The 24,944-nt window shown below is 49.1% G+C and carries 21 protein-coding genes and 7 pseudogenes; 20 read left to right on the plus strand and 8 right to left on the minus strand.

The features are described from left to right. Positions 1 to 15 precede the first annotated feature (15 nt). Positions 16 to 852, minus strand: a pseudogene (gene gap, locus C1P89_RS05960) (type I glyceraldehyde-3-phosphate dehydrogenase); the annotation flags it as partial. Positions 853 to 1,040: 188 nt separating this feature from the next. Between gap and cybB the strand changes: the two are divergent. The 3 genes from cybB to yncP all read left to right on the plus strand — a co-directional run bounded on the left by cybB (position 1,041) and on the right by yncP (position 2,083). Then, positions 1,041 to 1,571, plus strand: a complete 531-nt coding sequence (cybB, locus tag C1P89_RS05965; protein ID WP_005136298.1) for a cytochrome b561 — start codon at positions 1,041 to 1,043, stop codon at positions 1,569 to 1,571. Between the two features lie 244 nt (positions 1,572 to 1,815). Beyond that, entirely contained in the window at positions 1,816 to 1,989 is a 174-nt protein-coding gene (locus C1P89_RS05970) for a YdcA family protein (protein ID WP_000731833.1), read from the plus strand. A gap of 25 nt (positions 1,990 to 2,014) precedes the next feature. Continuing rightward, positions 2,015 to 2,083, plus strand: a complete 69-nt coding sequence (yncP, locus tag C1P89_RS25825) for a hypothetical protein (RefSeq protein WP_212591405.1) — start codon at positions 2,015 to 2,017, stop codon at positions 2,081 to 2,083. Here yncP and hokB read toward each other — a convergent pair. Further along, on the minus strand, positions 2,061 to 2,210 hold the full coding sequence (hokB, locus tag C1P89_RS05975) for a type I toxin-antitoxin system toxin HokB (protein WP_001320773.1): 150 nt from the start codon (positions 2,208 to 2,210) through the stop codon (positions 2,061 to 2,063). The genes yncP and hokB overlap by 23 nt on opposite strands. 398 nt (positions 2,211 to 2,608) lie before the next feature. Between hokB and trg the strand changes: the two genes are divergently transcribed. Next, the gene (gene trg, locus C1P89_RS05980; RefSeq protein ID WP_001098543.1) at positions 2,609 to 4,249 is read left to right on the plus strand and encodes a methyl-accepting chemotaxis protein Trg; all 1,641 of its coding nucleotides are present in this window, start codon (positions 2,609 to 2,611) and stop codon (positions 4,247 to 4,249) included. Between the two features lie 37 nt (positions 4,250 to 4,286). Here trg and C1P89_RS05985 read toward each other — a convergent pair whose 3' ends face one another. Then, complete coding sequence (locus C1P89_RS05985; protein ID WP_000414564.1) at positions 4,287 to 5,210, minus strand: LysR substrate-binding domain-containing protein; 924 nt, start codon at positions 5,208 to 5,210, stop codon at positions 4,287 to 4,289. Between the two features lie 216 nt (positions 5,211 to 5,426). Between C1P89_RS05985 and hglS the strand changes: the two genes are divergently transcribed. The 4 genes from hglS to rimL all read left to right on the plus strand — a co-directional run bounded on the left by hglS (position 5,427) and on the right by rimL (position 9,613). Next, positions 5,427 to 6,728: a 2-oxoadipate dioxygenase/decarboxylase HglS gene (gene hglS / locus C1P89_RS05990; protein WP_000013788.1), complete on the plus strand. Its 1,302-nt coding sequence runs from the start codon at positions 5,427 to 5,429 to the stop codon at positions 6,726 to 6,728. Between the two features lie 266 nt (positions 6,729 to 6,994). Further along, positions 6,995 to 8,650 (plus strand): glucan biosynthesis protein OpgD, encoded by a 1,656-nt coding sequence (opgD, locus tag C1P89_RS05995; protein WP_000375956.1) that lies wholly within the window; start codon positions 6,995 to 6,997, stop codon positions 8,648 to 8,650. Between the two features lie 139 nt (positions 8,651 to 8,789). Continuing rightward, a complete protein-coding gene (locus tag C1P89_RS06000) occupies positions 8,790 to 9,014 on the plus strand; it encodes an HP1242/YdcH family protein (protein ID WP_001296778.1) in 225 nt (74 codons plus the stop codon). Between the two features lie 62 nt (positions 9,015 to 9,076). Then, positions 9,077 to 9,613: a 50S ribosomal protein L7/L12-serine acetyltransferase gene (rimL, locus tag C1P89_RS06005; protein ID WP_000140884.1), complete on the plus strand. Its 537-nt coding sequence runs from the start codon at positions 9,077 to 9,079 to the stop codon at positions 9,611 to 9,613. Here rimL and ydcK read toward each other — a convergent pair. Next, complete coding sequence (gene ydcK, locus C1P89_RS06010) at positions 9,608 to 10,588, minus strand: YdcK family protein (RefSeq protein ID WP_001234073.1); 981 nt, start codon at positions 10,586 to 10,588, stop codon at positions 9,608 to 9,610. The two genes, rimL and ydcK, sit on opposite strands and share 6 nt — an antisense overlap. Positions 10,589 to 10,711: 123 nt before the next feature. Here ydcK and tehA point away from each other — a divergent pair, with 123 nt between their 5' ends. The 4 genes and pseudogenes from tehA to C1P89_RS06030 all read left to right on the plus strand — a co-directional run bounded on the left by tehA (position 10,712) and on the right by C1P89_RS06030 (position 14,042). Next, positions 10,712 to 11,704, plus strand: coding sequence for a dicarboxylate transporter/tellurite-resistance protein TehA (tehA, locus tag C1P89_RS06015; RefSeq protein WP_001341359.1), 993 nt, complete (start codon positions 10,712 to 10,714; stop codon positions 11,702 to 11,704). Continuing rightward, positions 11,701 to 12,294, plus strand: coding sequence for a tellurite resistance methyltransferase TehB (gene tehB / locus C1P89_RS06020; protein WP_000586732.1), 594 nt, complete (start codon positions 11,701 to 11,703; stop codon positions 12,292 to 12,294). Before tehA ends, tehB begins: the two co-directional genes overlap by 4 nt. Before the next feature lie 348 nt (positions 12,295 to 12,642). Further along, positions 12,643 to 13,340 (plus strand): IS1-like element IS1A family transposase gene (locus tag C1P89_RS06025; protein WP_237158176.1). Its coding sequence is split into 2 segments (ribosomal slippage): positions 12,643 to 12,892 and positions 12,892 to 13,340, totalling 699 coding nucleotides; the frame shifts between segments, so codons are not numbered across the junction. Positions 13,341 to 13,373: 33 nt separating this feature from the next. Then, positions 13,374 to 14,042, plus strand: a pseudogene (locus C1P89_RS06030) (DUF3313 domain-containing protein). A gap of 17 nt (positions 14,043 to 14,059) precedes the next feature. Here the strand turns inward: C1P89_RS06030 and tnpA are convergent. Next, positions 14,060 to 14,561, minus strand: a pseudogene (gene tnpA, locus C1P89_RS06035) (IS200/IS605 family transposase). A gap of 7 nt (positions 14,562 to 14,568) precedes the next feature. Between tnpA and C1P89_RS06040 the strand changes: the two are divergent. After that, entirely contained in the window at positions 14,569 to 15,777 is a 1,209-nt protein-coding gene (locus C1P89_RS06040; RefSeq protein ID WP_000826419.1) for an RNA-guided endonuclease InsQ/TnpB family protein, read from the plus strand. Between the two features lie 39 nt (positions 15,778 to 15,816). Here the strand turns inward: C1P89_RS06040 and C1P89_RS06045 are convergent. Further along, positions 15,817 to 16,065 (minus strand): annotated as a pseudogene (locus C1P89_RS06045) (benzoate/H(+) symporter BenE family transporter); the annotation flags it as partial. 65 nt (positions 16,066 to 16,130) lie between these two features. Here C1P89_RS06045 and C1P89_RS06050 point away from each other — a divergent pair. Continuing rightward, positions 16,131 to 17,287 (plus strand): IS3-like element IS600 family transposase gene (locus C1P89_RS06050; protein ID WP_087879964.1). Its coding sequence is split into 2 segments (ribosomal slippage): positions 16,131 to 16,380 and positions 16,380 to 17,287, totalling 1,158 coding nucleotides; the frame shifts between segments, so codons are not numbered across the junction. 36 nt (positions 17,288 to 17,323) lie between these two features. Here the strand turns inward: C1P89_RS06050 and ydcO are convergent. Further along, a pseudogene (gene ydcO, locus C1P89_RS06055) lies at positions 17,324 to 18,247 on the minus strand (BenE family transporter YdcO); the annotation flags it as partial. 91 nt (positions 18,248 to 18,338) lie between these two features. On the opposite strand from ydcO, the gene sutR reads away from it, so the two are divergent. Both sutR and rlhA read left to right on the plus strand, forming a co-directional pair. Continuing rightward, positions 18,339 to 18,875 carry a DNA-binding transcriptional regulator SutR gene (sutR, locus tag C1P89_RS06060; RefSeq protein WP_000429142.1) on the plus strand — a complete coding sequence of 179 codons (537 nt, stop codon included), beginning with the start codon at positions 18,339 to 18,341 and terminating at the stop codon, positions 18,873 to 18,875. Positions 18,876 to 18,947: 72 nt separating this feature from the next. Beyond that, the gene (rlhA, locus tag C1P89_RS06065) at positions 18,948 to 20,909 is read left to right on the plus strand and encodes a 23S rRNA 5-hydroxycytidine C2501 synthase (RefSeq protein ID WP_005136303.1); all 1,962 of its coding nucleotides are present in this window, start codon (positions 18,948 to 18,950) and stop codon (positions 20,907 to 20,909) included. Positions 20,910 to 21,000: 91 nt separating this feature from the next. On the opposite strand, the gene C1P89_RS06070 is transcribed toward rlhA, so the two are convergent. Further along, positions 21,001 to 21,231, minus strand: coding sequence for a YncJ family protein (locus tag C1P89_RS06070; protein ID WP_000494244.1), 231 nt, complete (start codon positions 21,229 to 21,231; stop codon positions 21,001 to 21,003). Between the two features lie 221 nt (positions 21,232 to 21,452). On the opposite strand from C1P89_RS06070, the pseudogene C1P89_RS06075 reads away from it, so the two are divergent. From C1P89_RS06075 to ydcS, 4 genes and pseudogenes are all read left to right on the plus strand, one after another. Continuing rightward, a pseudogene (locus tag C1P89_RS06075) lies at positions 21,453 to 21,607 on the plus strand (mRNA interferase). A gap of 45 nt (positions 21,608 to 21,652) precedes the next feature. Continuing rightward, entirely contained in the window at positions 21,653 to 22,069 is a 417-nt protein-coding gene (gene hicB / locus C1P89_RS06080) for a type II toxin-antitoxin system antitoxin HicB (RefSeq protein ID WP_001270286.1), read from the plus strand. 78 nt (positions 22,070 to 22,147) lie between these two features. Next, a pseudogene (locus tag C1P89_RS06085) lies at positions 22,148 to 23,554 on the plus strand (aminotransferase-like domain-containing protein). Between the two features lie 244 nt (positions 23,555 to 23,798). Next, positions 23,799 to 24,944 carry a putative ABC transporter substrate-binding protein YdcS gene (gene ydcS, locus C1P89_RS06090; protein ID WP_000047456.1) on the plus strand — a complete coding sequence of 382 codons (1,146 nt, stop codon included), beginning with the start codon at positions 23,799 to 23,801 and terminating at the stop codon, positions 24,942 to 24,944.

Consider the following 24,944-nt stretch of genomic DNA (forward strand, 5'->3'; position numbering starts at 1 on the left):
TTGCCAGTACACCTCAGAGACTATTTCTTCATCGGTATAACCAAATGACTCGTTATTGGTGGTTGCTTGTTTAAGTGCGTTATTCACCTCTTCGGCAGTCACTTTTTTTCCGAGAATCGATACCAGTTCAGTGACCGAACCTGTTTTCACCGGCACGCGTTGCGCATGACCTTTCAGTTTGCCGCTCAGTTCCGGGATCACCAGACCAATGGCTTTTGCCGCCCCCGTAGTGTGGGGAATGATATTTTCTGCCGCTGCGCGTGAAGCACGTAAATCTTTACCACGTGGGCCATCCACCAGTGACTGGGTGCCAGTATAGGCATGAATGGTCGTCATCGTGCCGACTTCTATCCCGAAACTGTCATGCAAGGCTTTGGCCATCGGCGCAAGACAGTTAGTGGTGCATGACGCCACGGAAACAATGGTGTCGTTGCCATCCAGAGTGTCGTCATTGACGTTATAAACGATAGTTTTCATTTCACCGGCAGGGGCGGAAATCAACACCTTCTTCGCACCAGCATCAAGATGTGCCTGCGATTTCTCGGCGGAGGTATAAAAGCCAGTACATTCGACAATGATTTCTGCACCTTTCGCTTTCCACGGAATATTTTTAGCCTCTTTTTCGGCGTAAACCGCGATACTTTTCCCATCAACGATAAGTGAATCTTCCGTAAAATCAACGCTCCAGGGGAATGGTCCGTAGTTTGAATCATGTTTCAGCAGGTAGGCGAGAATTTTTGGGGAAGTGAGATCATTAATAGCGACAACGTCTATGTTGCTTTTGACTTCAAGTAATCGACGCAACACCAGTCGACCGATACGACCAAAACCGTTAATACCAACTTTACTCATGGTTTTCTCCTGTCAGGAACATTCGGATGAAAATTGATCCTTTCCAGGCTTAGACCAGGATTGTGGGATGGGCAATCTCCATTCTTACAGTGAAACGTAACGTACTGAAAACGGGTGAACAATATTTAATGAAATTTTGAGAAAAGCCCGTTATGTTAACGGAAAATTATGTTAAAGCAGGAAATGTTATGGAAAATAAATACTCAAGGTTACAAATCAGCATTCACTGGCTGGTCTTTTTGCTGGTTATCGCAGCGTATTGCGCAATGGAGTTTCGTGGTTTCTTCCCACGTAGCGATCGGCCACTCATCAACATGATTCATGTTTCCTGCGGCATCTCAATTCTCGTGCTGATGGTCGTTCGTCTTTTGTTAAGGCTGAAATACCCAACCCCGCCGATTATACCTAAGCCAAAACCGATGATGACGGGACTGGCGCATTTGGGACATTTGGTGATGTATCTCCTGTTTATTGCGCTGCCAGTGATTGGTTTGGTGATGATGTATAACCGGGGCAACCCGTGGTTTGCGTTTGGTTTGACGATGCCTTACGCTTCAGAGGCCAATTTCGAACGGGTTGATAGCTTAAAGTCGTGGCATGAGACGCTGGCGAATCTGGGATATTTTGTCATCGGGTTGCACGCTGCGGCTGCACTGGCACACCACTATTTCTGGAAGGACAACACACTTCTACGCATGATGCCGCGTAAACGTTCCTGAAGGATATTTCAAGAAAATGCCTGTACTAAAACCGACCCGTGGTACAGGCGAAGAATACGGGTCTACATCGGAAGCGCCTATTATATTTATTTGTATGACAAATAAAACCATAATCCTTGCCCATACGTCCATCTGGCTTATTTTTAATCAATTCACCCGATCTTTGATCTCATCAACGGTATCAAAATAAACCAGCGTATAACGTTCAAATCGAACATAAGATTCGATAAACCATGGAGGTTATATGAAAAAACTGGCACTTATTTTGTTTATGGGAACGCTTGTTTCCTTTTATGCCGATGCCGGGCGCAAACCCTGTTCTGGTTCGAAAGGGGGGATCTCACACTGTACGGCAGGCGGCAAATTTGTCTGTAATGATGGTTCTATTAGTGCATCGAAAAAAACATGCACTAACTGAAGTGTAAAAGGGGTGCCATGAGAAAATGAATCTGCTAGTCAGATGCGCGGGGAAAATCCCCGCGCTTGCCCTTACCTGGACGTGCAGGCCATGAGCGCAGCAACCTCCTTATCACCGTCCCGGAACCGCAGTTCGTAGAGCGTTTGTCGGGTCAGGAGTGTGAATGTCAGAATCGTAATGCAGATAATGAGCAGACACACTACCAGAGGGTTGTGCTTCATAGCCTTTCTCCTTGCCGGATGGCGGGTAAGAGGCTAAGATCTGAATTGCTAGGTTCATTCGTTGGCCTCGGTTGATAGAAATATCGGTCGGGGCCTTCGTCTTTCTGATTCCCGGTTAGCCTGAAAACAGAAAGTCTCAGGCACCCGCAGGCATCCTATGAGGTTTCCTTAGGGACGAAAATAATCACTTCACGAAATTGCGTGCTGTTTTCCAGAATTTTTCGTCATTCGGGTTAGCCAGTTTAGCCATTCGTTACTCTCTTCATTCCAATAGCATTAATTTTCTCTGCAATAATTGTTGTAAAAATGTGACGCAAAGAGGTTTTTGGTCATAAGTAATTACCGTCAAGTGCCGATGACTTTCTATCAGGAGTAAACCTGGACGAGAGACAACGGTAATGAATACAACTCCCTCACAGCGATTAGGTTTTTTGCATCACATCAGGCTGGTTCCGTTATTTGCCTGCATTCTTGGCGGTATCTTAGTTCTATTCGCATTAAGTTCTGCTCTGGCTGGCTATTTCCTCTGGCAGGCCGATCGCGATCAGCGTGATGTTACTGCGGAGATTGAGATTCGGACCGGGTTAGCGAACAGTTCAGATTTTTTGCGTTCAGCCCGGATCAATATGATTCAGGCCGGGGCTGCGAGTTGTATTGCGGAAATGGAAGCAATGAAGCGAAATATTGCGCAAGCCGAATCGGAGATTAAACAGTCGCAGCAAGGGTATCGTGCTTATCAGAATCGGCCGGTGAAAACACCTGCTGATGAAGCCCTCGACACTGAATTAAATCAACGCTTTCAGGCTTATATCACGGGTATGCAACCTATGTTGAAATATGCCAAAAATGGCATGTTTGAAGCGATTATCAATCATGAAAGTGAGCAGATCCGACCGCTGGATAATGCTTATACCGATATTTTGAACAAAGCCGTTAAGATACGTAGCACCAGAGCCAACCAACTGGCGGAACTGGCCCATCAGCGCACCCGCTTGGGTGGGATGTTCATGATTGGCGCGTTTGTGCTTGCCCTGGTCATGACGCTGATAACATTTATGGTGCTACGTCGGATCGTCATTCGTCCACTGCAACATGCCGCACAACGGATTGAAAAAATCGCTAGTGGCGATCTGACGATGAAGGATGAACCGGCGGGTCGTAATGAAATCGGTCGCTTAAATCGTCATTTACAGCAAATGCAGCATTCACTGGGGATGACAGTAGGGACTGTTCGACAGGGTGCGGAAGAGATTTATCGTGGCACCAGCGAAATTTCAGCTGGCAATGCGGACCTGTCATCTCGCACCGAAGAACAAGCGGCGGCTATCGAACAAACTGCCGCCAGCATGGAGCAACTCACTGCGACGGTGAAACAGAATGCGGATAACGCGCATCATGCCAGCAAACTGGCGCAAGAGGCTTCTATTAAAGCCAGCGATGGCGGGCAGACGGTTTCCGGTGTAGTAAAAACGATGGGCGCTATCTCCACGAGTTCGAAGAAAATTTCTGAGATCACCGCCGTCATCAACAGTATTGCTTTCCAGACGAATATTCTGGCACTGAATGCTGCCGTTGAAGCCGCGCGAGCGGGTGAGCAAGGGCGTGGATTTGCCGTTGTCGCCAGCGAAGTACGGACACTCGCAAGTCGCAGCGCTCAGGCGGCGAAAGAGATTGAAGGCTTGATCAGTGAATCAGTCAGGTTAATTGACCTGGGGTCGGATGAGGTGGCAACGGCCGGGAAAACCATGAGCACTATTGTTGATGCCGTCGCGAGTGTCACACATATCATGCAGGAAATCGCCGCCGCCTCGGATGAACAAAGTAGAGGCATAACGCAGGTTAGCCAGGCGATTTCTGAAATGGATAAGGTGACGCAACAGAATGCTTCTCTGGTAGAAGAGGCCTCAGCGGCGGCGGTGTCCCTTGAAGAACAGGCGGCACGATTAACTGAGGCGGTGGATGTATTCCGTCTGCACAAACATTCTGTGTCGGCAGAACCTCGCGGAGCGGGTGAACCAGTTAGTTTCGCTACGGTGTGAAAATGTTCAAGGAGGGATCGACAGATCCCTTCACCTTTCAGAACGGCATTGATTTTCGAATAGCGTTAATCATCAACTGGCAACCAGAAGAGAACGTCGCATCTACGCGGGTCAGTATTCCAATCGGTTCGCCTGCACCATGTCCCGGAACAGGCAGGGCCACCAGCGTGGCATGACGCAGGTCGTCTTTTACAGCGCCAGAAGGGACAAACCACACGTAATCGTATTCAACCGTAAGTTGACGAGATAGCGAAGCAGACAGCGTTTCGATACAACCCGAAGGAATTTTACAGCCCTGGCTCTGCACTAATGCATCTGAATGCTGGCGTGGCGCAGTGCCTTCTGGTGATACAACGACCGGCCATTCCAGCACCCGGCTTAGCGTTACGTTCTCCTGAAGTAGCGGGTGATTAGGGCGGACAACCAGCTTCAGCGATTCAAGAAACAGCAGTTCGTAATTAAGCCCGGTCATCAGTTCAGGATCTGACATCCGACCAATGCCGATATCGATTTCCCCGGTTTTTAAACCCGCCAGAATCATAGGGTTACTCATTGTCGCAACTTGCAAGGTCGTCTCTTTTTGTTGCTGATGAAACTGACCTATAACCGAAGGTAATATCCCCAGTGCCGCAGTAGGTAGTGCACCAACCCTGACGACATCATTATTAAGACCTTCTTTACGATGAAGCGACTGTCCGGCAGTGTTGATGGCGTCAAGAACTCTGACTGCATGCGTTAAAAATTGTTCGCCGGGTAAGGTAAGTTGCGCCCCCTGACGACCACGCTCAAACAAGCGAGCGCCCGTCAGCTGCTCCAGTTCATTCAATGTCTTAGAGAGCGCAGGTTGACTCAAATTAAGGGTTTCAGCCGCGCGCCCCAAAGTTCCTTGTTGTGCGACAGCTACGAATGTATGAAGGTGGCGCAAACGGATGCGCTGACTAAACAGACTATTTTTTTCCATAAGCGATGTTAAAAACGAAGCGGTGTCGCTGACAAGTGAAGTTGTTTGATTATGATAACTTGATTGCAAAATATTATTAACAATTAAAGCAATTATGTTACAGCAAAATGGATAATATTGATGTTTTCGCGGCGAGATCACAGTTTGTAAATTCTTCCCGCCAGAGTGAATGCGGTTACCTACACTCCAGATTACTGACCACTGGAGGCAGACACTATGGCGAACAGCATCACGGCGGATGAGATTCGGGAACAGTTTTCGCAGGCAATGTCAGCCATGTACCAGCAAGAAGTTCCGCAATATGGCACGCTGCTGGAACTGGTAGCTGATGTGAATCTGGCTGTGCTGGAAAACAATCCTCAACTGCACGAAAAAATGGTAAATGCAGACGAGCTGGCGCGACTGAATGTTGAACGTCATGGGGCGATTCGCGTTGGGACTGCACAAGAGCTTGCTACTCTTCGGCGGATGTTTGCCATTATGGGGATGTACCCGGTGAGCTATTACGATCTCTCGCAGGCAGGGGTGCCGGTACATTCGACAGCATTTCGGCCCATTGATGATGCTTCTCTGGCGCGTAATCCCTTCCGCGTTTTTACCTCCTTACTCCGCCTTGAGCTTATCGAGAACGAAATTTTGCGCCAGAAAGCGGCGGAGATTCTGCGTCAGCGCGATATCTTCACCCCACGTTGTCGACAACTGTTAGAGGAATATGAGCAGCAGGGCGGTTTTAACGAAACACAGGCACAGGAGTTTGTGCAGGAAGCCCTGGAAACGTTTCGCTGGCACCAGTCAGCAACGGTAGATGAAGAAACCTATCGCGCCTTGCACAACGAACATCGGTTGATTGCTGATGTGGTCTGTTTTCCTGGATGCCATATCAACCACCTGACGCCACGTACGCTGGATATTGACCGGGTGCAGTCGATGATGCCTGAATGCGGAATTGAACCCAAAATTCTCATCGAGGGGCCGCCGCGCCGCGAGGTACCGATTTTACTACGCCAGACCAGCTTTAAAGCACTGGAAGAGACGGTGTTGTTTGCGGGGCAGAAACAGGGCACGCATACCGCGCGCTTTGGTGAAATTGAGCAGCGTGGCGTGGCATTAACGCCGAAAGGGCGACAACTGTATGATGATCTTCTGCGTAACGCTGGAACCGGGCAGGATAATCTCACTCACCAAATGCATTTACAGGAAACCTTCCGCACTTTTCCTGACAGTGAGTTTTTAATGCGTCAGCAAGGGTTGGCATGGTTCCGGTACCGTCTGACGCCTTCGGGTGAGGCGCATCGTCAGGCGATTCATCCTGGAGACGATCCACAGCCCTTAATTGAACGTGGTTGGGTAGTGGCGCAACCCATCACCTATGAAGATTTCTTGCCCGTTAGCGCGGCGGGGATCTTCCAGTCAAATCTGGGTAATGAAACGCAGACACGCAGTCACGGTAATGCCAGTCGCGAAGCATTTGAGCAGGCGTTGGGTTGTCCGGTTTTGGATGAGTTCCAGCTTTACTAGGAAGCGGAAGAACGCAGTAAACGTCGCTGTGGTTTGCTTTAAATTCTGACCATCCGCCTTTGCAAAAATTTGCCTGATTTTACAAACGAATCAGGCTCATCCCATCGACATAAAAAAAATGCCGATTTATGCATATTCTCTCAGTTCAACAATTGGATTATTAATAAATATTGTCTAGAGTGAGCGGTCATAAATAAGCACTTTCTTGCCGCTGAAAACGACCAGCGCGGGACCATTCACAACACCAGAAGGACTCACTTTCAGGTATGGATCGTAGACGATTTATTAAAGGTTCAATGGCTATGGCCGCCGTGTGCGGTACCAGCGGCATTGCTTCTCTTTTTTCTCAGGCGGCATTCGCGGCAGATTCTGATATTGCCGACGGGCAAACCCAGCGTTTTGACTTCTCCATTCTACAGTCAATGGCGCACGACTTAGCGCAAACAGCGTGGCGTGGTGCGCCTCGTCCGTTACCTGACACGCTGGCGACAATGACGCCGCAGGCTTATAACAGTATTCAATACGACGCCGAAAAATCGCTCTGGCATAACGTTGAGAACCGTCAACTGGACGCTCAGTTCTTCCATATGGGAATGGGATTCCGTCGCCGCGTTCGTATGTTTTCTGTAGATCCAGCAACACATCTGGCGCGTGAAATTCACTTTCGCCCGGAGTTGTTCAAATACAACGATGCAGGTGTTGATACCAAACAATTAGAAGGGCAAAGCGATCTCGGCTTTGCCGGTTTTCGCGTGTTTAAAGCCCCCGAACTGGCGCGCCGTGATGTAGTATCATTTCTCGGCGCGAGTTATTTCCGCGCCGTTGATGATACATATCAATACGGTTTGTCGGCCCGCGGCCTGGCGATCGACACTTACACCGACAGTAAAGAAGAGTTCCCCGACTTTACCGCCTTCTGGTTTGATACGGTAAAACCGGGGGCAACTACCTTTACCGTTTATGCGTTGCTCGATAGCGCCAGTATTACTGGTGCCTATAAGTTCACTATCCATTGTGAGAAAAGTCAGGTGATTATGGATGTGGAAAATCACCTGTATGCGCGCAAAGACATTAAACAGCTGGGCATTGCGCCGATGACCAGTATGTTCAGCTGCGGTACTAATGAACGTCGGATGTGCGACACCATTCATCCGCAAATTCATGACTCTGATCGTCTGTCCATGTGGCGGGGCAACGGCGAGTGGATTTGCCGTCCGCTGAACAATCCGCAAAAATTGCAGTTCAATGCTTACACCGACAACAACCCGAAAGGGTTTGGTTTATTGCAACTGGATCGTGACTTCTCCCATTATCAGGACATTATGGGCTGGTATAACAAACGCCCAAGTTTGTGGGTGGAACCGCGTAACAAGTGGGGTAAGGGCACCATCGGCCTGATGGAAATCCCAACAACGGGCGAAACGCTGGATAACATTGTCTGCTTCTGGCAGCCAGAAAAAGCTGTAAAAGCAGGTGATGAGTTTGCATTCCAGTATCGTCTGTACTGGAGTGCGCAACCGCCTGTTCATTGCCCATTAGCGCGCGTTATGGCGACGCGTACCGGCATGGGCGGTTTCCCGGAAGGTTGGGCGCCAGGTGAACACTATCCCGAAAAATGGGCGCGTCGTTTTGCCGTCGATTTCGTTGGTGGTGATCTGAAAGCTGCCGCGCCAAAAGGCATTGAGCCGGTGATTACGCTTTCCAGTGGGGAAGCGAAGCAAATCGAAATTCTCTATATTGAACCCATCGATGGTTATCGTATTCAGTTTGACTGGTATCCGACTTCGGACTCTACTGATCCGGTCGATATGCGGATGTATCTACGTTGTCAGGGGGACGCTATCAGTGAAACATGGCTGTATCAGTATTTCCCGCCAGCGCCGGATAAACGTCAGTATGTTGACGACCGCGTGATGAGTTAATCGTTTTTTCTTCGGCACCTTCTTCGGGAGGTGCCGTCTGGTTAAACACGATCCCGCTCGCATTTTTCCCTAAGTTAAATGAGTAATCTGATGGTGTGTATTTCAGATACACCTTGTCAGCCACTAACAGGGAGTGCGTATGTTTCCAGAATACCGAGATTTAATATCCCGTCTGAAAAACGAAAATCCTCGCTTTATGTCCTTGTTCGATAAACACAATAAACTTGATCATGAAATTGCCAGAAAGGAAGGTTCCGACGGTCGAGGGTACAATGCGGAAGTGGTCCGCATGAAAAAACAAAAGCTACAGTTAAAAGATGAGATGCTCAAAATCCTGCAGCAGGAGAGCGTCAAAGAGGTGTAAACTTTCCTAAGCCGCCAGCCAGGCGGCTTTTTTAACAACAGCATGGATTGACTGGAGATAAGATGACTGAAACGATAAAAGTAAGCGAATCACTTGAATTACATGCTGTTGCGGAAAGTCACGTCACACCTCTTTATCAGTTAATCTGTAAAAATAAAACCTGGTTACAGCAGTCGCTAAACTGGCCGCAGTTCGTTCAGAGTGAAGAGGACACGCGAAAAACGGTGCAGGGTAATGTGATGTTGCATCAACGCGGCTATGCCAAAATGTTCATGATTTTCAAAGAAGATGAACTTATCGGCGTTATCTCGTTTAATCGTATTGAACCACTGAATAAAACTGCTGAAATCGGCTACTGGCTGGACGAATCTCATCAGGGGCAGGGGATCATTTCTCAGGCGCTGCAGGCATTGATTCATCATTACGCTCAGTCTGGTGAACTTAGACGCTTCGTGATCAAATGTCGGGTGGACAATCCGCAAAGCAACCAGGTCGCTTTGCGCAATGGTTTTATCCTTGAAGGTTGCCTGAAACAGGCTGAGTTCCTGAATGATGCCTATGATGATGTGAACTTATACGCGCGTATTATCGATTCATAATAACCCTGCCAGCGGCGTTCGCGTAATGCGCTCCTCGCCGTTAATGACTTTTGGACCACGGACATGAACCGTGTCGCCATCAAAGGCTTCAACGACGGCGTGGTCGGTTAACTCCACATGGTTTTCAATTATCACCGCACCTGAAATACGGCTCTCACCTTGTATTACAACGTGCTCGTCGAGCAGAATCGGTCCACCACGTACCACGGCATTTCCGCCAATCAAGACATGATGTTTTAACACACAATTACCTTCCACAATGGCATATTCCGCCACCTGCGAACTGTAATGAATCGTCGGAATGGCATCTTCTTCTATGCCAGCTTTCACCTGCGCGTGACCGTAGACTTTAGCGCAATCGCATAGCCAGACGTTGTTCTCTTCATTACCTTCAACACTGGCAAAATCAAAAACTTCGGCGCGATGTTCAATAAAAGCATACCGGACGACGGCATCGCCATAAATTTGTGCCTGGTGGACAATACGCGAGGCGCTAACCCTTGCGCGATCATAAATTTGGAGCAGGAGTTGATGGTCGGGCGTTAAGCCTTGTGCGGCGACGATCATAGAATGTTGATCAATTAAGGCGTGACCAAATATTCTACATTGCCCGTAAACTAATGAGTCACGAATGGTGACACTGTCACTTATATATGCACCCTGGCTGATTTCACTATTATCGATCCAGACGTTATCCGTTGCGTAAACCTCTCCCCACAGCACGCTGGTGCCGGTGATACGCGTATTACCAGAAATCACCGTTCCGCCGAACGCAATAGCATTCTGGTCGTAAATCCAGCAATTTCCTTCCTGTGCTAACACCGTTTCGCGATCGATCCAGCCGCCAGCGGTTCCTGCTATCACATCGTTAAAATCGCTAATGGCGATAATCTGCCGTAATAACACACTTTTTTTAGTGCCATCTTCCTGATAACTAAAGGCTCGCTGTTCTTCACTTAGACGATATTTGCGCATAGCGTTTTCTCACAGGTGACTTACTATAACCGTAGCAAATTCTGCGGCTCTGGCTATGCTCGAGAAAATTCCATAAAATGCATTTCAAATATACTTTATAAATTAAACAAAATGAGTAAGAAGATGCAGAGCGATAAAGTGCTCAATTTGCCGGCAGGCTACTTTGGTATTGTGTTGGGGACGATAGGGATGGGATTTGCCTGGCGCTATGCCAGCCAGGTTTGGCAGGTCAGCCACTGGTTAGGGGATGGGCTGGTGATTCTGGCGATGATCATCTGGGGATTATTAACTAGCGCATTTATTACCCGACTCATACGCTTTCCGCATAGCGTGCTGGCGGAAGTTCGCCATCCAGTGCTGAGCAGTTTTGTGAGTTTGTTTCCGGCAACGACGATGCTGGTGGCGATTGGTTTTGTTCCGTGGTTTCGCCCACTGGCGGTGTGCCTGTTCAGTTTTGGTGTCGTGGTTCAGTTGGCTTATGCCGCCTGGCAAACTGCGGGATTATGGCGCGGATCTCACCCTGAAGAAGCTACCACGCCTGGACTGTATCTGCCGACAGTTGCCAACAACTTTATCAGCGCAATGGCCTGTGGTGCGTTGGGCTACACCGACGCCGGTCTGGTGTTTTTAGGCGCAGGCGTTTTCTCATGGCTAAGTCTTGAACCGGTGATCTTGCAGCGTCTGCGCAGTTCGGGAGAATTACCCACGGCACTGCGGACATCACTCGGCATTCAGCTCGCTCCTGCGCTGGTGGCCTGTAGTGCCTGGTTGAGCGTCAACGGCGGCGAGGGTGATACGCTGGCGAAAATGCTTTTTGGTTATGGACTGCTGCAACTGCTGTTTATGCTACGTCTGATGCCATGGTATCTCTCCCAGCCATTTAATGCTTCATTCTGGAGTTTCTCGTTCGGCGTATCTGCACTGGCAACCACCGGTTTGCATCTGGGGAGTGGCAGCGAAAATGGATTTTTCCATACGCTGGCGGTACCGCTGTTTATCTTTACCAATTTTATTATTGCAATACTGCTCATCCGTACTTTTGCGCTTCTGATGCAGGGAAAATTGTTAGTCAGAACCGAGCGCGCCGTTTTAATGAAAGCAGAGGACAAAGAATGATCATTCGTGACGAAAACTATTTTACTGATAAATATGAATTAACCCGCACACACTCTGAAGTACTGGAAGCGGTGAAAGTGGTTAAACCGGGTAAAACGCTGGATCTGGGCTGTGGCAATGGTCGTAACAGTCTTTACCTGGCAGCCAATGGTTATGATGTTGACGCATGGGATAAAAATGCCATGAGTATCGCCAATGTAGAGCGCATTAAATCCATTGAAAATCTGGATAATTTACACACCCGAGTCGTTGATCTGAATAACCTCACATTTGATAGACAGTACGATTTTATTCTTTCGACTGTGGTACTGATGTTCCTTGAGGCTAAAACCATCCCAGGGCTGATTGCCAATATGCAACGTTGCACTAAACCTGGTGGTTACAACCTGATTGTGGCGGCGATGGATACCGCTGATTATCCATGTACCGTCGGCTTCCCGTTTGCCTTCAAAGAGGGAGAATTACGTCGATATTACGAAGGCTGGGAGAGGGTGAAATACAATGAAGACGTCGGCGAGCTGCACCGCACCGACGCCAACGGTAATCGTATTAAACTGCGTTTCGCCACGATGCTGGCACGTAAAAAATGACCCGCTAAGAATAAGGCGCGTGAAAATTCCCCACGCTGAGATGATTTACTGTTCTTCTTTTCGGTAAGCATATTTTTTATCGAAGGGATGTGAAATTAATCACAGTAGTCGAAGTTTTTTAGCAGCTTAACTTACTGAAATTTAACTACTGATGATTGACTTAGCCCCTTTTTCGGCATTGACTATGTCGTCTGAAAAGGGGCTGAAAAATTTATTTTCACCAACACTTTTTTTGCCACAACACGAAGCGGCGCTTTTTGCTATAACTTAAAAAGTAATATAATCATCTCAGGGGTGATGCTGCCAACTTACTGATTTAGTGTATGATGGTGTTTTTGAGGTGCTCCAGTGGCTTCTGTTTCTATCAGCTGTCCCTCCTGTTCAGCTACTGACGGGGTGGTGCGTAACGGCAAAAGCACTGCCGGACATCAGCGCTATCTCTGCTCTCACTGCCGTAAAACATGGCAAATGCAGTTCACTTACACCGCTTCTCAACCCGGTACGCACCAGAAAATCATTGATATGGCCATGAATGGCGTTGGATGCCGGGCAACTGCACGCATTATGGGCGTTGGCCTCAACACGATTTTACGTCACTTAAAAAACTCAGGCCGCAGTCGGTAACCTCGCGCATACAGCCGGGCAGTGACGTCATCGTCTGCGCGGAAATGGACGAACAGTGGGGCTATGTCGGGGCTAAATCGCGCCAGCGCTGGCTGTTTTACGCGTATGACAGTCTCCGGAAGACGGTTGTTGCGCACGTATTCGGTGAACGCACTATGGCGACGCTGGGGCGTCTTATGAGCCTGCTGTCACCCTTTGACGTGGTGATATGGATGACGGATGGCTGGCCGCTGTATGAATCCCGCCTGAAGGGAAAGCTGCACGTAATCAGCAAGCGATATACGCAGCGAATTGAGCGGCATAACCTGAATCTGAGGCAGCACCTGGCACGGCTGGGACGGAAGTCGCTGTCGTTCTCAAAATCGGTGGAGCTGCATGACAAAGTCATCGGGCATTATCTGAACATAAAACACTATCAATAAGTTGGAGTCATTACCCATCTCAGGAAACTATTCATGCGTACCACATCATTTGCGAAAGTTGCAGCTTTATGCGGCTTGTTGGCTCTGTCTGGTTGTGCCTCTAAAATCACCCAGCCAGATAAATATTCTGGTTTTTTAAACAATTACTCTGATTTAAAAGAAACAACCTCAGCAACAGGTAAACCTGTTTTACGTTGGGTAGACCCGAGTTTTGATCAAAGCAAATATGACAGCATCGTCTGGAACCCAATCACTTATTATCCGGTGCCAAAACCTTCTACCTAGGTAGGGCAGAAAGTTCTGGATAAAATTTTGAACTATACCAACACCGAAATGAAAGAAGCGATAGCGCAGCGTAAACCACTGGTTACCACCGCTGGGCCGCGTAGTCTGATTTTCCGTGGGGCCATTACCGGTGTAGATACCAGCAAAGAAGGGCTGCAATTCTATGAAGTGGTTCCTGTTGCATTAGTGGTTGCGGGGACGCAAATGGCTACAGGCCACCGTACCATGGATACTCGCCTCTATTTTGAAGGTGAGCTGATTGATGCAGCGACTAATAAACCGGTTATCAAAGTCGTTCGTCAGGGCGAAGGTAAAGACCTGAATAACGAAAGTACGCCAATGGCTTTCGAAAATATTAAACAAGTTATTGATGACATGGCGACCGATGCCACCATGTTTGACGTTAACAAAAAGTAGTTCCAGACGCGCCATCGTTAGATGGCGCTTTTTATCCGGTGCGCCGTAAAACCCCATCCTTCAGGGCGGGGATATAAGGCGCGGTTTTCCACCTGACCAGGTGTTTGCTGTTGTTCAATGTATTGGCGGATGACGGATATTGGCACACCTCCGCAGCTACTGGCAAAATAGCCAGGACTCCACAAAACGCCTTTGTAGTAATACCTGACTGCAATATCTGGTCGATCTCGTCGCAGTAACCTACCCGATACGCCTTTGAGGCTGTTTACCAGACTGGATATCGCCAGTTTGGGAGGTTAGTTAATTAACAAATGGACGTGATCTGGTTCGCCATCCATTTCAACCAGTTCAGCTTCAAAATAAGCACATACATTTGAAAAGTAAGTGCGTAGTTTTTCTGTCGCGTCAAAAAATCTGGCGTCGGTATCTAGTGACAAAGACCAGGTGAACATGCATCAGGAAAACACAATGCCTTCCACGCCGGATATCGGTTTCTTTTTTCACAGACCAAAGTATCATTTGACCTGTGAAACGATTACAGGCATTTAAATTCCAGTTAAGACCAGGTGGTCAACAGGAGTGTGAAATGAGGCGCTTCGCAGGCGCATGTCGTTTCGTTTTCAATCGTGCTCTGGCACGTCAGAATGAGAATCATGAGGCCGGTAATAAATACATCCCTTACGGGAAAATGGCTTCCTGGCTGGTTGAGTGGAAAAATGCCACTGAAACGCAATGGCTTAAAGATTCTCCCTCACAGCCATTGCAACAGTCACTGAAAGACCTTGAGCGGGCTTACAAAAACTTCTTCCGGAAGCGGGCTGCTTTTCCCCGATTCAAAAAGCGGGGACAGAATGATGCATTCCGCTACCCGCAGGGCGTTAAGCTCGATCAGGAAAACAGCCGTATTTTTCTGCCGAAACTGGGCTGGATGCGCTACCGGAATAGCCGTCAGGTCACGGGTGTTGTGAAAAATGTCACTGTCAGCCAGTCCTGCGGTACGTGGTACATCAGTATTCAGACAGAAAGTGAAGTATCCACTCCGGCTCACCCTTCAGCATCAATGGTCGGGCTGGATGCTGGCGTGGCTAAACTCGCCACGCTGTCAGATGGCACAGTCTTTGAGCCTGTAAACAGTTTTCAGAAAAACCAGAAGACGCTGGCGAGACTTCAGCGACAGTTAAGCCGCAAGGTCAAATTCAGCAACAACTGGCAGAAGCAGAAACGCAAAATACAGCGACTGCATTCCTGTATCGCAAATATCCGCAGGGACTACCTTCACAAAGTCACAACGGCCGTCAGCAAAAACCACGCAATGATAGTCATTGAGGATTTGAAGGTCAGCAACATGTCAAAGTCAGCAGCGGGTACGGTCAGCCAGCCGGGGCGCAATGTCCGGGCAAAATCAGGTTTAAACCGTTCGATACTGGATCAGGGCTGGTATGAAATGCACCGCCAGCTTGAGTACAAGCAGCTCTGGCGTGGCGGTCAGGTGCTTGCTGTTCCGCCAGCGTATACAAGCCAGCGTTGCGCGTACTGTGGTCATACAGCGAAAGAGAACCGCCTGTCACAAAGTAAATTCAGATGCCAGGTATGTGGATATACAGCGAACGCCGATGTAAATGGTGCTCGTAACATTTTAGCGGCGGGGCACGCCGTTCTTGCCTGTGGAGAGATGGTGCAGTCAGGCCGCCCGTTGAAGCAGGAACCCACCGAAATGATTCAGGCGACAGCCTGAACGTAGCAGGGATCCACGTCCTTCAGGGCGTGGAGGATGTCAATATCGGTTTCTGTCAGCGATTAAATTCAACACCACGTAACAAACGCCTCCGGCAATTAATCCCCAGAACGCAGAACCAATCCCGACCAGCGTCAATCCACTTGCCGTTACCAGAAATGCCACCACCGCCGCGTCGCGCTCACGCTCACGCTCATTATGCAGCGCCTGATACAAACTGCCGCCAATGGTACTCAACAGCGCCAGACCTGCCAGCATCTGGATCCAACTTACGGGCAGGGCAGCCATCTGAGGTAGCCTGAGTTTAACGGACACTCCTTCCTGAAATAGAATGGCATCAGAAGGAGCTAATAATGAGCAGAAAAACCCAACGTTACTCTAAAGAGTTCAAAGCCGAAGCTGTCAGAACGGTTCTTGAAAATCAACTTTCGATCAGTGAAGGCGCTTCCCGATTATCTCTTCCTGAAGGCACTTTAGGACAATGGGTTACCGCCGCCAGAAAAGGGCTCGGTACTCCTGGTTCCCGCACGGTGGCTGAACTGGAATCTGAAATTCTGCAACTGCGTAAGGCGTTAAATGAAGCTCGCCTTGAGCGAGATATATTAAAAAAAGCAACAGCGTATTTTGCACAGGAGTCGCTGAAAAATACGCGTTAATCGAACAATGGCGACAACAATTTCCCATTGAAGCGATGTGTCAGGTATTTGGTGTATCCAGGAGCGGTTATTACAACTGGGTACAGCATGAACCCTCAGACAGAAAACAAAGTGATGAGCGGCTAAAACTGGAGATTAAGGTGGCACATATCCGCACTCGCGAAACATATGGAACCCGGCGGCTCCAGACGGAGCTGGCAGAGAATGGCATCATCGTTGGTCGTGACCGACTGGCACGTCTTCGTAAGGAGCTAAGGCTACGCTGTAAGCAGAAACGCAAGTTCAGAGCGACTACGAACTCGAACCACAATCTGCCAGTTGCGCCAAATCTGCTGAACCAGACGTTCGCTCCTACAGCACCAAATCAGGTCTGGGTGGCGGACCTGACGTATGTTGCCACACAGGAGGGATGGTTGTACCTCGCTGGCATCAAAGATGTTTATACGTGCGAAATTGTCGGCTACGCCATGGGAGAGCGCATGACAAAAGAGCTGACAGGTAAAGCCCTGTTTATGGCGCTCAGGAGCCAGCGCCCACCTGCCGGGCTAATCCACCACTCTGATCGAGGTTCACAGTACTGCGCATACGATTACCGGGTCATACAGGAGCAGTCTGGTCTGAAAACATCAATGTCGCGTAAAGGTAACTGTTACGACAACGCTCCGATGGAAAGCTTCTGGGGAACGCTGAAAAATGAGAGCCTGAGCCACTATCGTTTTAATAACCGGGATGAAGCCATCTCAGTAATACGGGAATACATTGAGATTTTCTACAATCGTCAGCGTCGTCACTCTCGTCTGGGGAATATCTCCCCGGCAGCCTTCAGGGAAAAATATCATCAGATGGCTGCTTAAAAAAAGAACAAATGGTAGTGTCCGCTATTGCCAGTACACCTCACTACCAAACAGACCTGCGAGCAAATAGAAAATGCCTGCAACGGCAGCTGCCAGCCAACGTTGATCTTTATCCGGATGCGCTTCCGGGCTTTGGCAAATAGCCGCGGTGATTGCCGCAATACCGACGGAATAAACGCCGAAAGGGGAAAAAACCAGTGCCAGCAATCCAGTAAATACAATTAATGGCGAAACAGGAGCCGAATATCCAGCTGCTTTCATTGCTGCGATACCCGGTGCGTTTTGCGATGCCATCGTCACCAGAAAAAGGGGGAGTGCAACGCTCAGGCTGTGAGCAAACGAAAAATCAGGGGTAATATAAGTGGGGAGAACGGGTTTAAAGACAACATCAGTTGTGACAACGTCACCTTGCGCGATAACGATCACGATCCCAATAATCATCGCGGCAATTACCGCATAGCGCGGCGCAACGGCCTTGGTTGCCAGCCATACCAGCAACATACTTCCACACAACGTAAATTGACCGTCCAGACTGGCAAACGCCTGTAAACCAAAGCGTAATAAAATCCCGGCAAGCATTGCCGCCGCAAGCGAGTGCGGAATAATGCGCATCAGACGAGCAAAGAGTCCCGTTATGCCGCAGAGGACTATTAACGCGTTGGTGACAATAAAAACGCCGATGGCTTCGTTAAGTGTTAGTCCCTGCAATCCGGTGACCAACAAAGCCGCGCCAGGCGTTGACCATGCGGTGAGAACAGGTACGCGATACCATAATGTCAGAGTCAGCGTACTGACGCCCATTGCCAGCCCCAGCGCCGTCATCCAGCCAGAGATTTGTGCAGTGGTGGCTCCGGCGACAATCGCTGCTTGCCAGATTATTGCCGCTGAACTGGCGTAGCCAATTAATACCGCCAGAAACCCCGCCAGTAGCGTGGGTGGAGGAATAGAAAACAGACGCATAGTCACCTCGTGCGTTATAGCGTACAGGCACCGTAGCATTTGTCCGTTATAACGCACAAGTGATAAACTTCCGTTTTGCCGGAGGAGTCGCATGGAAAATCTCGCTCGCTTTTTATCCACTACACTTAAACAACTACGCCAGCAGCGCGGCTGGAGTCTTTCGCGACTGGCAGAAGCGACGGGCGTTTCTAAAGCAATGTTAGGGCAGATTGAGCGTAATGAGTCCAGTCCGACGGTCGCGACATTATGGAAAATTGCCACCGGGTTGAACGTACCATTTTCAACATTTATTTCTCCGCCGCAGTCCGCTATGCCTTCAGTTTATGATCCACAACAGCAGGCGATGGTGATCACTTCGCTGTTTCCTTATGATCCACAACTCTGCTTTGAACACTTCTCGATTCAGATGGCATCTGGTGCAATAAGCGAATCGACGCCCCATGAGAAGGGGGTAATCGAACATGTCGTCGTCATTGATGGACAACTTGATCTGTGCGTTGATGGGGAATGGCAGACCCTTAATTGTGGGGAAGGCGTTCGATTTGCTGCAGACGTCACGCATATCTATCGTAATGGTGGGGAGCAAACCGTACATTTTCATTCCCTCATCCATTACCCGCGCAGTTAAGCGGGAAAACTATTTCGCAACGTCGCGCTTGTGGCTAAAATAGCCGCCATTTTTCAGCTACTGGATAAGAATGTGACCGTATCTTCTCATCGACTTGAACTGTTAAGCCCGGCACGCGATGCCGCCATTGCCCGCGAAGCTATTTTGCACGGTGCCGATGCTGTTTATATCGGCGGCCCTGGTTTTGGTGCCCGTCATAATGCCAGTAATAGCCTGAAAGATATTGCCGAGCTGGTGCCGTTTGCCCATCGTTATGGTGCAAAAATTTTCGTCACGCTTAACACCATTTTGCATGATGATGAGCTGGAACCCGCGCAACGGCTGATTACTGACCTCTACCAGACCGGTGTCGATGCGCTGATTGTTCAGGATATGGGGATTCTGGAACTTGATATTCCGCCGATTGAACTGCACGCCAGTACGCAGTGCGACATTCGTACAGTTGAAAAAGCGAAGTTCCTCTCTGATGTTGGCTTCACGCAGATTGTGCTGGCGCGAGAGCTGAATCTTGATCAGATCCGCGCGATTCACCAGGCTACGGACGCGACCATTGAATTCTTTATTCATGGGGCACTGTGCGTGGCCTATTCGGGTCAGTGCTACATTTCTCATGCGCAAACAGGGCGTAGCGCCAACCGTGGCGATTGCTCGCAGGCGTGCCGTTTGCCATACACATTGAAAGACGATCAGGGGCGGGTGGTTTCCTATGAAAAACATCTGCTGTCGATGAAAGATAACGATCAGACTGCTAACCTCGGCGCGCTGATTGATGCTGGCGTACGCTCCTTCAAGATTGAAGGGCGTTACAAAGATATGAGCTACGTGAAGAATATCACCGCCCATTATCGCCAGATGCTGGATGCCATTATTGAAGAACGTGGCGATCTGACGCGTGCTTCATCAGGTCGTACTGAACATTTCTTTGTTCCATCGACGGAAAAGACTTTCCACCGTGGTAGCACAGATTATTTTGTGAATGCCCGTAAAGGCGATATTGGCGCGTTCGATTCGCCGAAATTTATCGGCCTGCCGGTGGGTGAAGTATTGAAAGTGGCGAAAGATCATCTCAATGTTGCCGTCACCGAGCCACTGGCAAATGGTGATGGCCTGAACGTGATGATTAAACGTGAAGTCATCGGTTTTCGTGCCAATACGGTCGAGAAAACCGGAGAAAATCAGTACCGCGTCTGGCCCAATGAAATGCCAGCAGATTTGCACAAAATTCGTCCACATCACCCACTAAACCGTAATCTTGATCATAACTGGCAGCAGGCACTGACAAAAACCTCTAGCGAACGTCGGGTGGCGGTAGACATTGAACTGGGCGGCTGGCAGGAACAACTGATTCTGACCCTCACCAGTGAAGAGGGTGTCAGCATCACGCATACGCTGGACGGGCAGTTCGACGAAGCCAATAACGCCGAAAAAGCAATGAACAATCTGAAGGATGGTCTGGCAAAACTGGGGCAAACCCTCTATTACGCCCGCGATGTGCAAATTAATTTGCCGGGGGCGCTGTTTGTACCAAACAGTCTGTTAAACCAGTTCCGCCGTGAAGCTGCTGACATGCTGGATGCTGCGCGTCTTGCCAGTTACCAGCGCGGCAGCCGTAAACCGGTTGCTGATCCTGCGCCGGTTTTTCCGCAAACGCATCTGAGTTTCCTCGCGAACGTATACAACCAGAAAGCGCGTGAATTTTATCATCGCTATGGTGTGCAGCTGATTGACGCGGCGTATGAGGCACATGAAGAGAAGGGCGAAGTCCCGGTGATGATCACCAAGCATTGTCTGCGCTTTGCCTTTAATCTGTGCCCGAAACAGGCGAAAGGCAATATCAAAAGCTGGAAGGCGACGCCAATGCAACTGGTTAACGGCGATGAAGTATTAACGCTAAAGTTTGATTGCCGCCCATGCGAGATGCACGTCATTGGCAAAATCAAAAATCACATACTGAAAATGCCGTTACCGGGAAGCGTAGTGGCATCCGTAAGTCCGGATGAGCTGCTGAAAACATTGCCTAAGCGAAAAGGGTAAAACGCCAGTTTTCTGGTTACTCACAACTCATTGAATCTGCATGATATTGCCTGCCGGGTAAGGCGTCACGCCGCATCCGGCATCAAACGACTCAACGTTGTCCCGCTTCTGGTTTGCGCGATTTTTGCCAGTAAAAATGCTCGCGCAAACCTTCCGCCGACTCTTCCGCCACAGCACGCAATTCATCGCTGTCCGCTTCATGACGCAGCTGATGATCCACATTCTTTACCCACACAAATTCATGTCCTTTGTGCCCTGCCATGAGTTGTCCTGAGAACAGCGCACACGTTAATAAGACAACCGATAACGCCTTCGTAAACATCCTGCCACCTTTTTCTTACCTTTTGCCGCTATGATGCCGATCGTTTCTTGAGGTTATTATTCAGTTTTGCAAATTAGCGCAAAGAAATTCTGGAATCTTCCTTCCTGATTTTGCATTGCATTCTGCCGTTGCGGCGATTTAGTGCTATTTTCGAGCAAATTACACATAGGGGTAAACACTAATGTTTACTTTATTGATATACTCAGCGGCAGGGAGGCGATGTGAAACAAAGCGAGTTCAGACGTTGGCTCGAATCTCAGGGCGTCGATGTAGCGAATGGCCGCAACCATTTGAAACTCAGGTTTCATGGGAGGCGCAGTGTCATGCCGCGTCACTCCTGCGTAAAGCAATCCTGAAACAACTCGGTTTGAGTTAATCGCCAATTAAAAAGGTTAATGACATGCGAGAGACAGTCGAAATTATGCGTTATCCCGTCACTCTTACACCCGCGCCGGAAGGCGGTTATATGGTTTCTTTTGTGGATATCCCTGAAGCGTTGACGCAGGGCGAAACTGTCGCTGAAGCGATGGAAGCGGCAAAAGATGCTTTACTGACCGCATTTGATTTTTATTTTGAAGATAACGAGCTTATCCCGTTACCTTCGCCATTAAATAGTCATGATCACTTTATTGAAGTACCTTTGAGCGTCGCCTCTAAAGTATTGCTGTTAAATGCTTTTTTACAGTCAGAAATCACTCAGCAAGAGTTAGCCAGGCGAATTGGCAAACCTAAACAGGAGATTACTCGCCTATTTAACTTGCACCATGCGACAAAAATCGACGCCGTCCAGCTTGCGGCAAAGGCGCTTGGCAAAGAGTTATCGCTGGTGATGGTTTAATTACAGTTAACGAAAAGTTGTCATTTTTAACAACTGATATAGACTGCCGAATCATCTGCACATAATTACGATTCGATAATGAAAAAATACCAGCAGCTTGCAGAACAATTACGCGAGCAGATTGCGTCGGGTATCTGGCAACCCGGCGATCGTTTGCCTTCGTTGCGTGACCAGGTGGCGCTTTCAGGCATGAGCTTTATGACTGTCAGCCATGCCTATCAGTTGCTCGAAAGTCAGGGATATATTATCGCACGACCGCAGTCGGGTTATTACGTTGCGCCACAGGCAATAAAAATGCCGAAAGCGCCAGTCATTCCAGTCACTTGAGATGAAGCAGTCGATATCAACACTTATATTTTTGATATGTTGCAGGCCAGTCGCGAACCGTCGGTCGTTCCGTTTGCCTCGGCCTTTCCCGACCCGCGACTTTTCCCCCTCCAACAACTAAACCGCTCGCTGGCGCAGGTAAGCAAAACCGCCACAGCGATGAGCGTGATTGAAAACTTACCGCCAGGAAACGCAGAACTGCGTCAGGCTATTGCTCGTCGCTATGCCTTACAGGGCATCACCATTTCTCCTGATGAAATTGTCATTACTGCCGGGGCGTTAGAGGCATTAAACCTCAGTTTGCAAGCGGTAACTGAACCGGGCGATTGGGTGATAGTAGAGAATCCTTGTTTCTACGGTGCGTTGCAGGCGCTGGAGCGGCTACGGCTGAAGGCGTTATCGGTGGCGACGGATGTTAAAGAAGGGATCGATCTTCAGGCGCTGGAACTGGCGTTGCAGGATTATCCGGTGAAAGCGTGCTGGCTGATGACTAATAGCCAGAACCCACTCGGATTTACCTTAACGCCGCAAAAAAAAGCACAACTGGTGGCGTTACTCAATCAGTACAACGTAACGCTGATTGAAGATGACGTTTACAGCGAACTTTATTTTGGACGGGAAAAACCGCTGCCTGCGAAAGCGTGGGATCGCCACGATGGCGTTTTGCATTGCTCTTCGTTTTCGAAATGTCTGGTGCCTGGTTTTCGTATTGGTTGGGTCGCCGCCGGAAAACATGCACGTAAAATTCAACGCTTGCAGTTGATGAGTACGCTTTCCACCAGCTCACCGATGCAACTTGCGCTGGTGGATTACCTTTCCACGCGCCGATACGACGCCCATCTTCGTCGCCTGCGTCGCCAGCTTGCGGAACGTAAACAACGTGCCTGGCAGGCACTGCTGCGTTATCTGCCTGCGGAAGTTAAAATTCATCATAGTGACAGCGGTTATTTTCTCTGGCTGGAGCTCCCCGAGCCGTTAGATGCCGGCGAATTAAGCCTGGCGGCACTGACGCATCATATCAGTATTGCGCCGGGTAAAATGTTTTCTACCGGTGAAAACTGGTCACGTTTTTTTCGTTTTAATACCGCGTGGCAGTGGGGAGAACGTGAAGAACAGGCGGTAAAACAATTAGGCAAACTTATTCAAGAACGGCTGTAATAGCGTTTAATTTAATTCCTCTTAGATTGGGTAATATGAATTTCGAATAGCAGTCATATTTCCTAACCCCTTGTCTATACTCCAGAAGATAACCTTACAGACGGCATAATGCGCGGTAGCTCACAACCTGATTAAATTTTCTCAGGGACGAAGGTGTGCCTGCAAGCCGCCGTCTATGGTTAAACAAGGAGATATTTTTACGGCACGGCGGCTGAACAATTAATTACGACAGGAGTAAGACCTTATGAGCAAGACATTTGCCCGCAGCAGCCTGTGTGCGCTCACCATGACAATAATGACCGCTCACGCCGCCGAACCACCTACCAATTTAGATAAACCGGAAGGGCGACTGGATATTATCGCCTGGCCGGGATACATCGAACGCGGACAAACTGATAAACAATACGACTGGGTAACGCAATTTGAAAAAGAGACAGGCTGCGCGGTGAATGTGAAAACCGCCGCGACTTCCGATGAAATGGTCAGTCTGATGACCAAAGGGGGTTACGATCTGGTTACGGCATCCGGCGATGCCTCGCTGCGTTTGATTATGGGCAAACGCGTGCAGCCGATTAATACCGCCTTGATTCCCAACTGGAAAACGCTCGATCCGCGCGTGGTTAAAGGCGACTGGTTTAATGTTGGCGGCAAAGTTTACGGCACACCTTACCAATGGGGGCCGAACCTGCTGATGTACAACACTAAAACCTTCCCGACGCCGCCGGATAGCTGGCAAGTGGTTTTTGTTGAGCAAAATCTGCCGGACGGCAAGAGCAATAAAGGCCGCGTTCAGGCTTATGATGGCCCTATCTACATTGCGGACGCTGCGTTGTTCGTTAAAGCCACTCAGCCGCAGTTGGGCATCAGCGATCCGTATCAACTAACCGAAGAACAGTACCAGGCGGTGCTGAAAGTGCTGCGCGCTCAACACAGTTTGATCCATCGCTACTGGCATGACACTACCGTGCAAATGAGCGATTTCAAAAACGAGGGTGTGGTTGCTTCCAGTGCCTGGCCCTATCAGGCCAACGCCCTGAAAGCCGAAGGCCAGCCTGTTGCTACCGTTTTCCCGAAGGAGGGTGTTACCGGTTGGGCTGATACCACCATGCTGCATAGCGAAGCGAAACATCCGGTTTGCGCCTACAAATGGATGAACTGGTCATTAACGCCAAAAGTGCAGGGCGATGTGGCGGCCTGGTTTGGCTCGTTACCGGTAGTGCCGGAAGGGTGTAAAGCCAGTCCGTTATTAGGCGAAAAAGGTTGTGAAACCAACGGTTTTAACTATTTCGACAAAATCGCCTTCTGGAAAACGCCTATAGCAGAAGGGGGCAAGTTTGTTCCCTACAGTCGCTGGACGCAGGATTACATTGCCATTATGGGCGGTCGCTAA

Source organism: Shigella sonnei (genome assembly GCF_002950395.1).
GTDB lineage: Bacteria > Pseudomonadota > Gammaproteobacteria > Enterobacterales > Enterobacteriaceae > ECMA0423.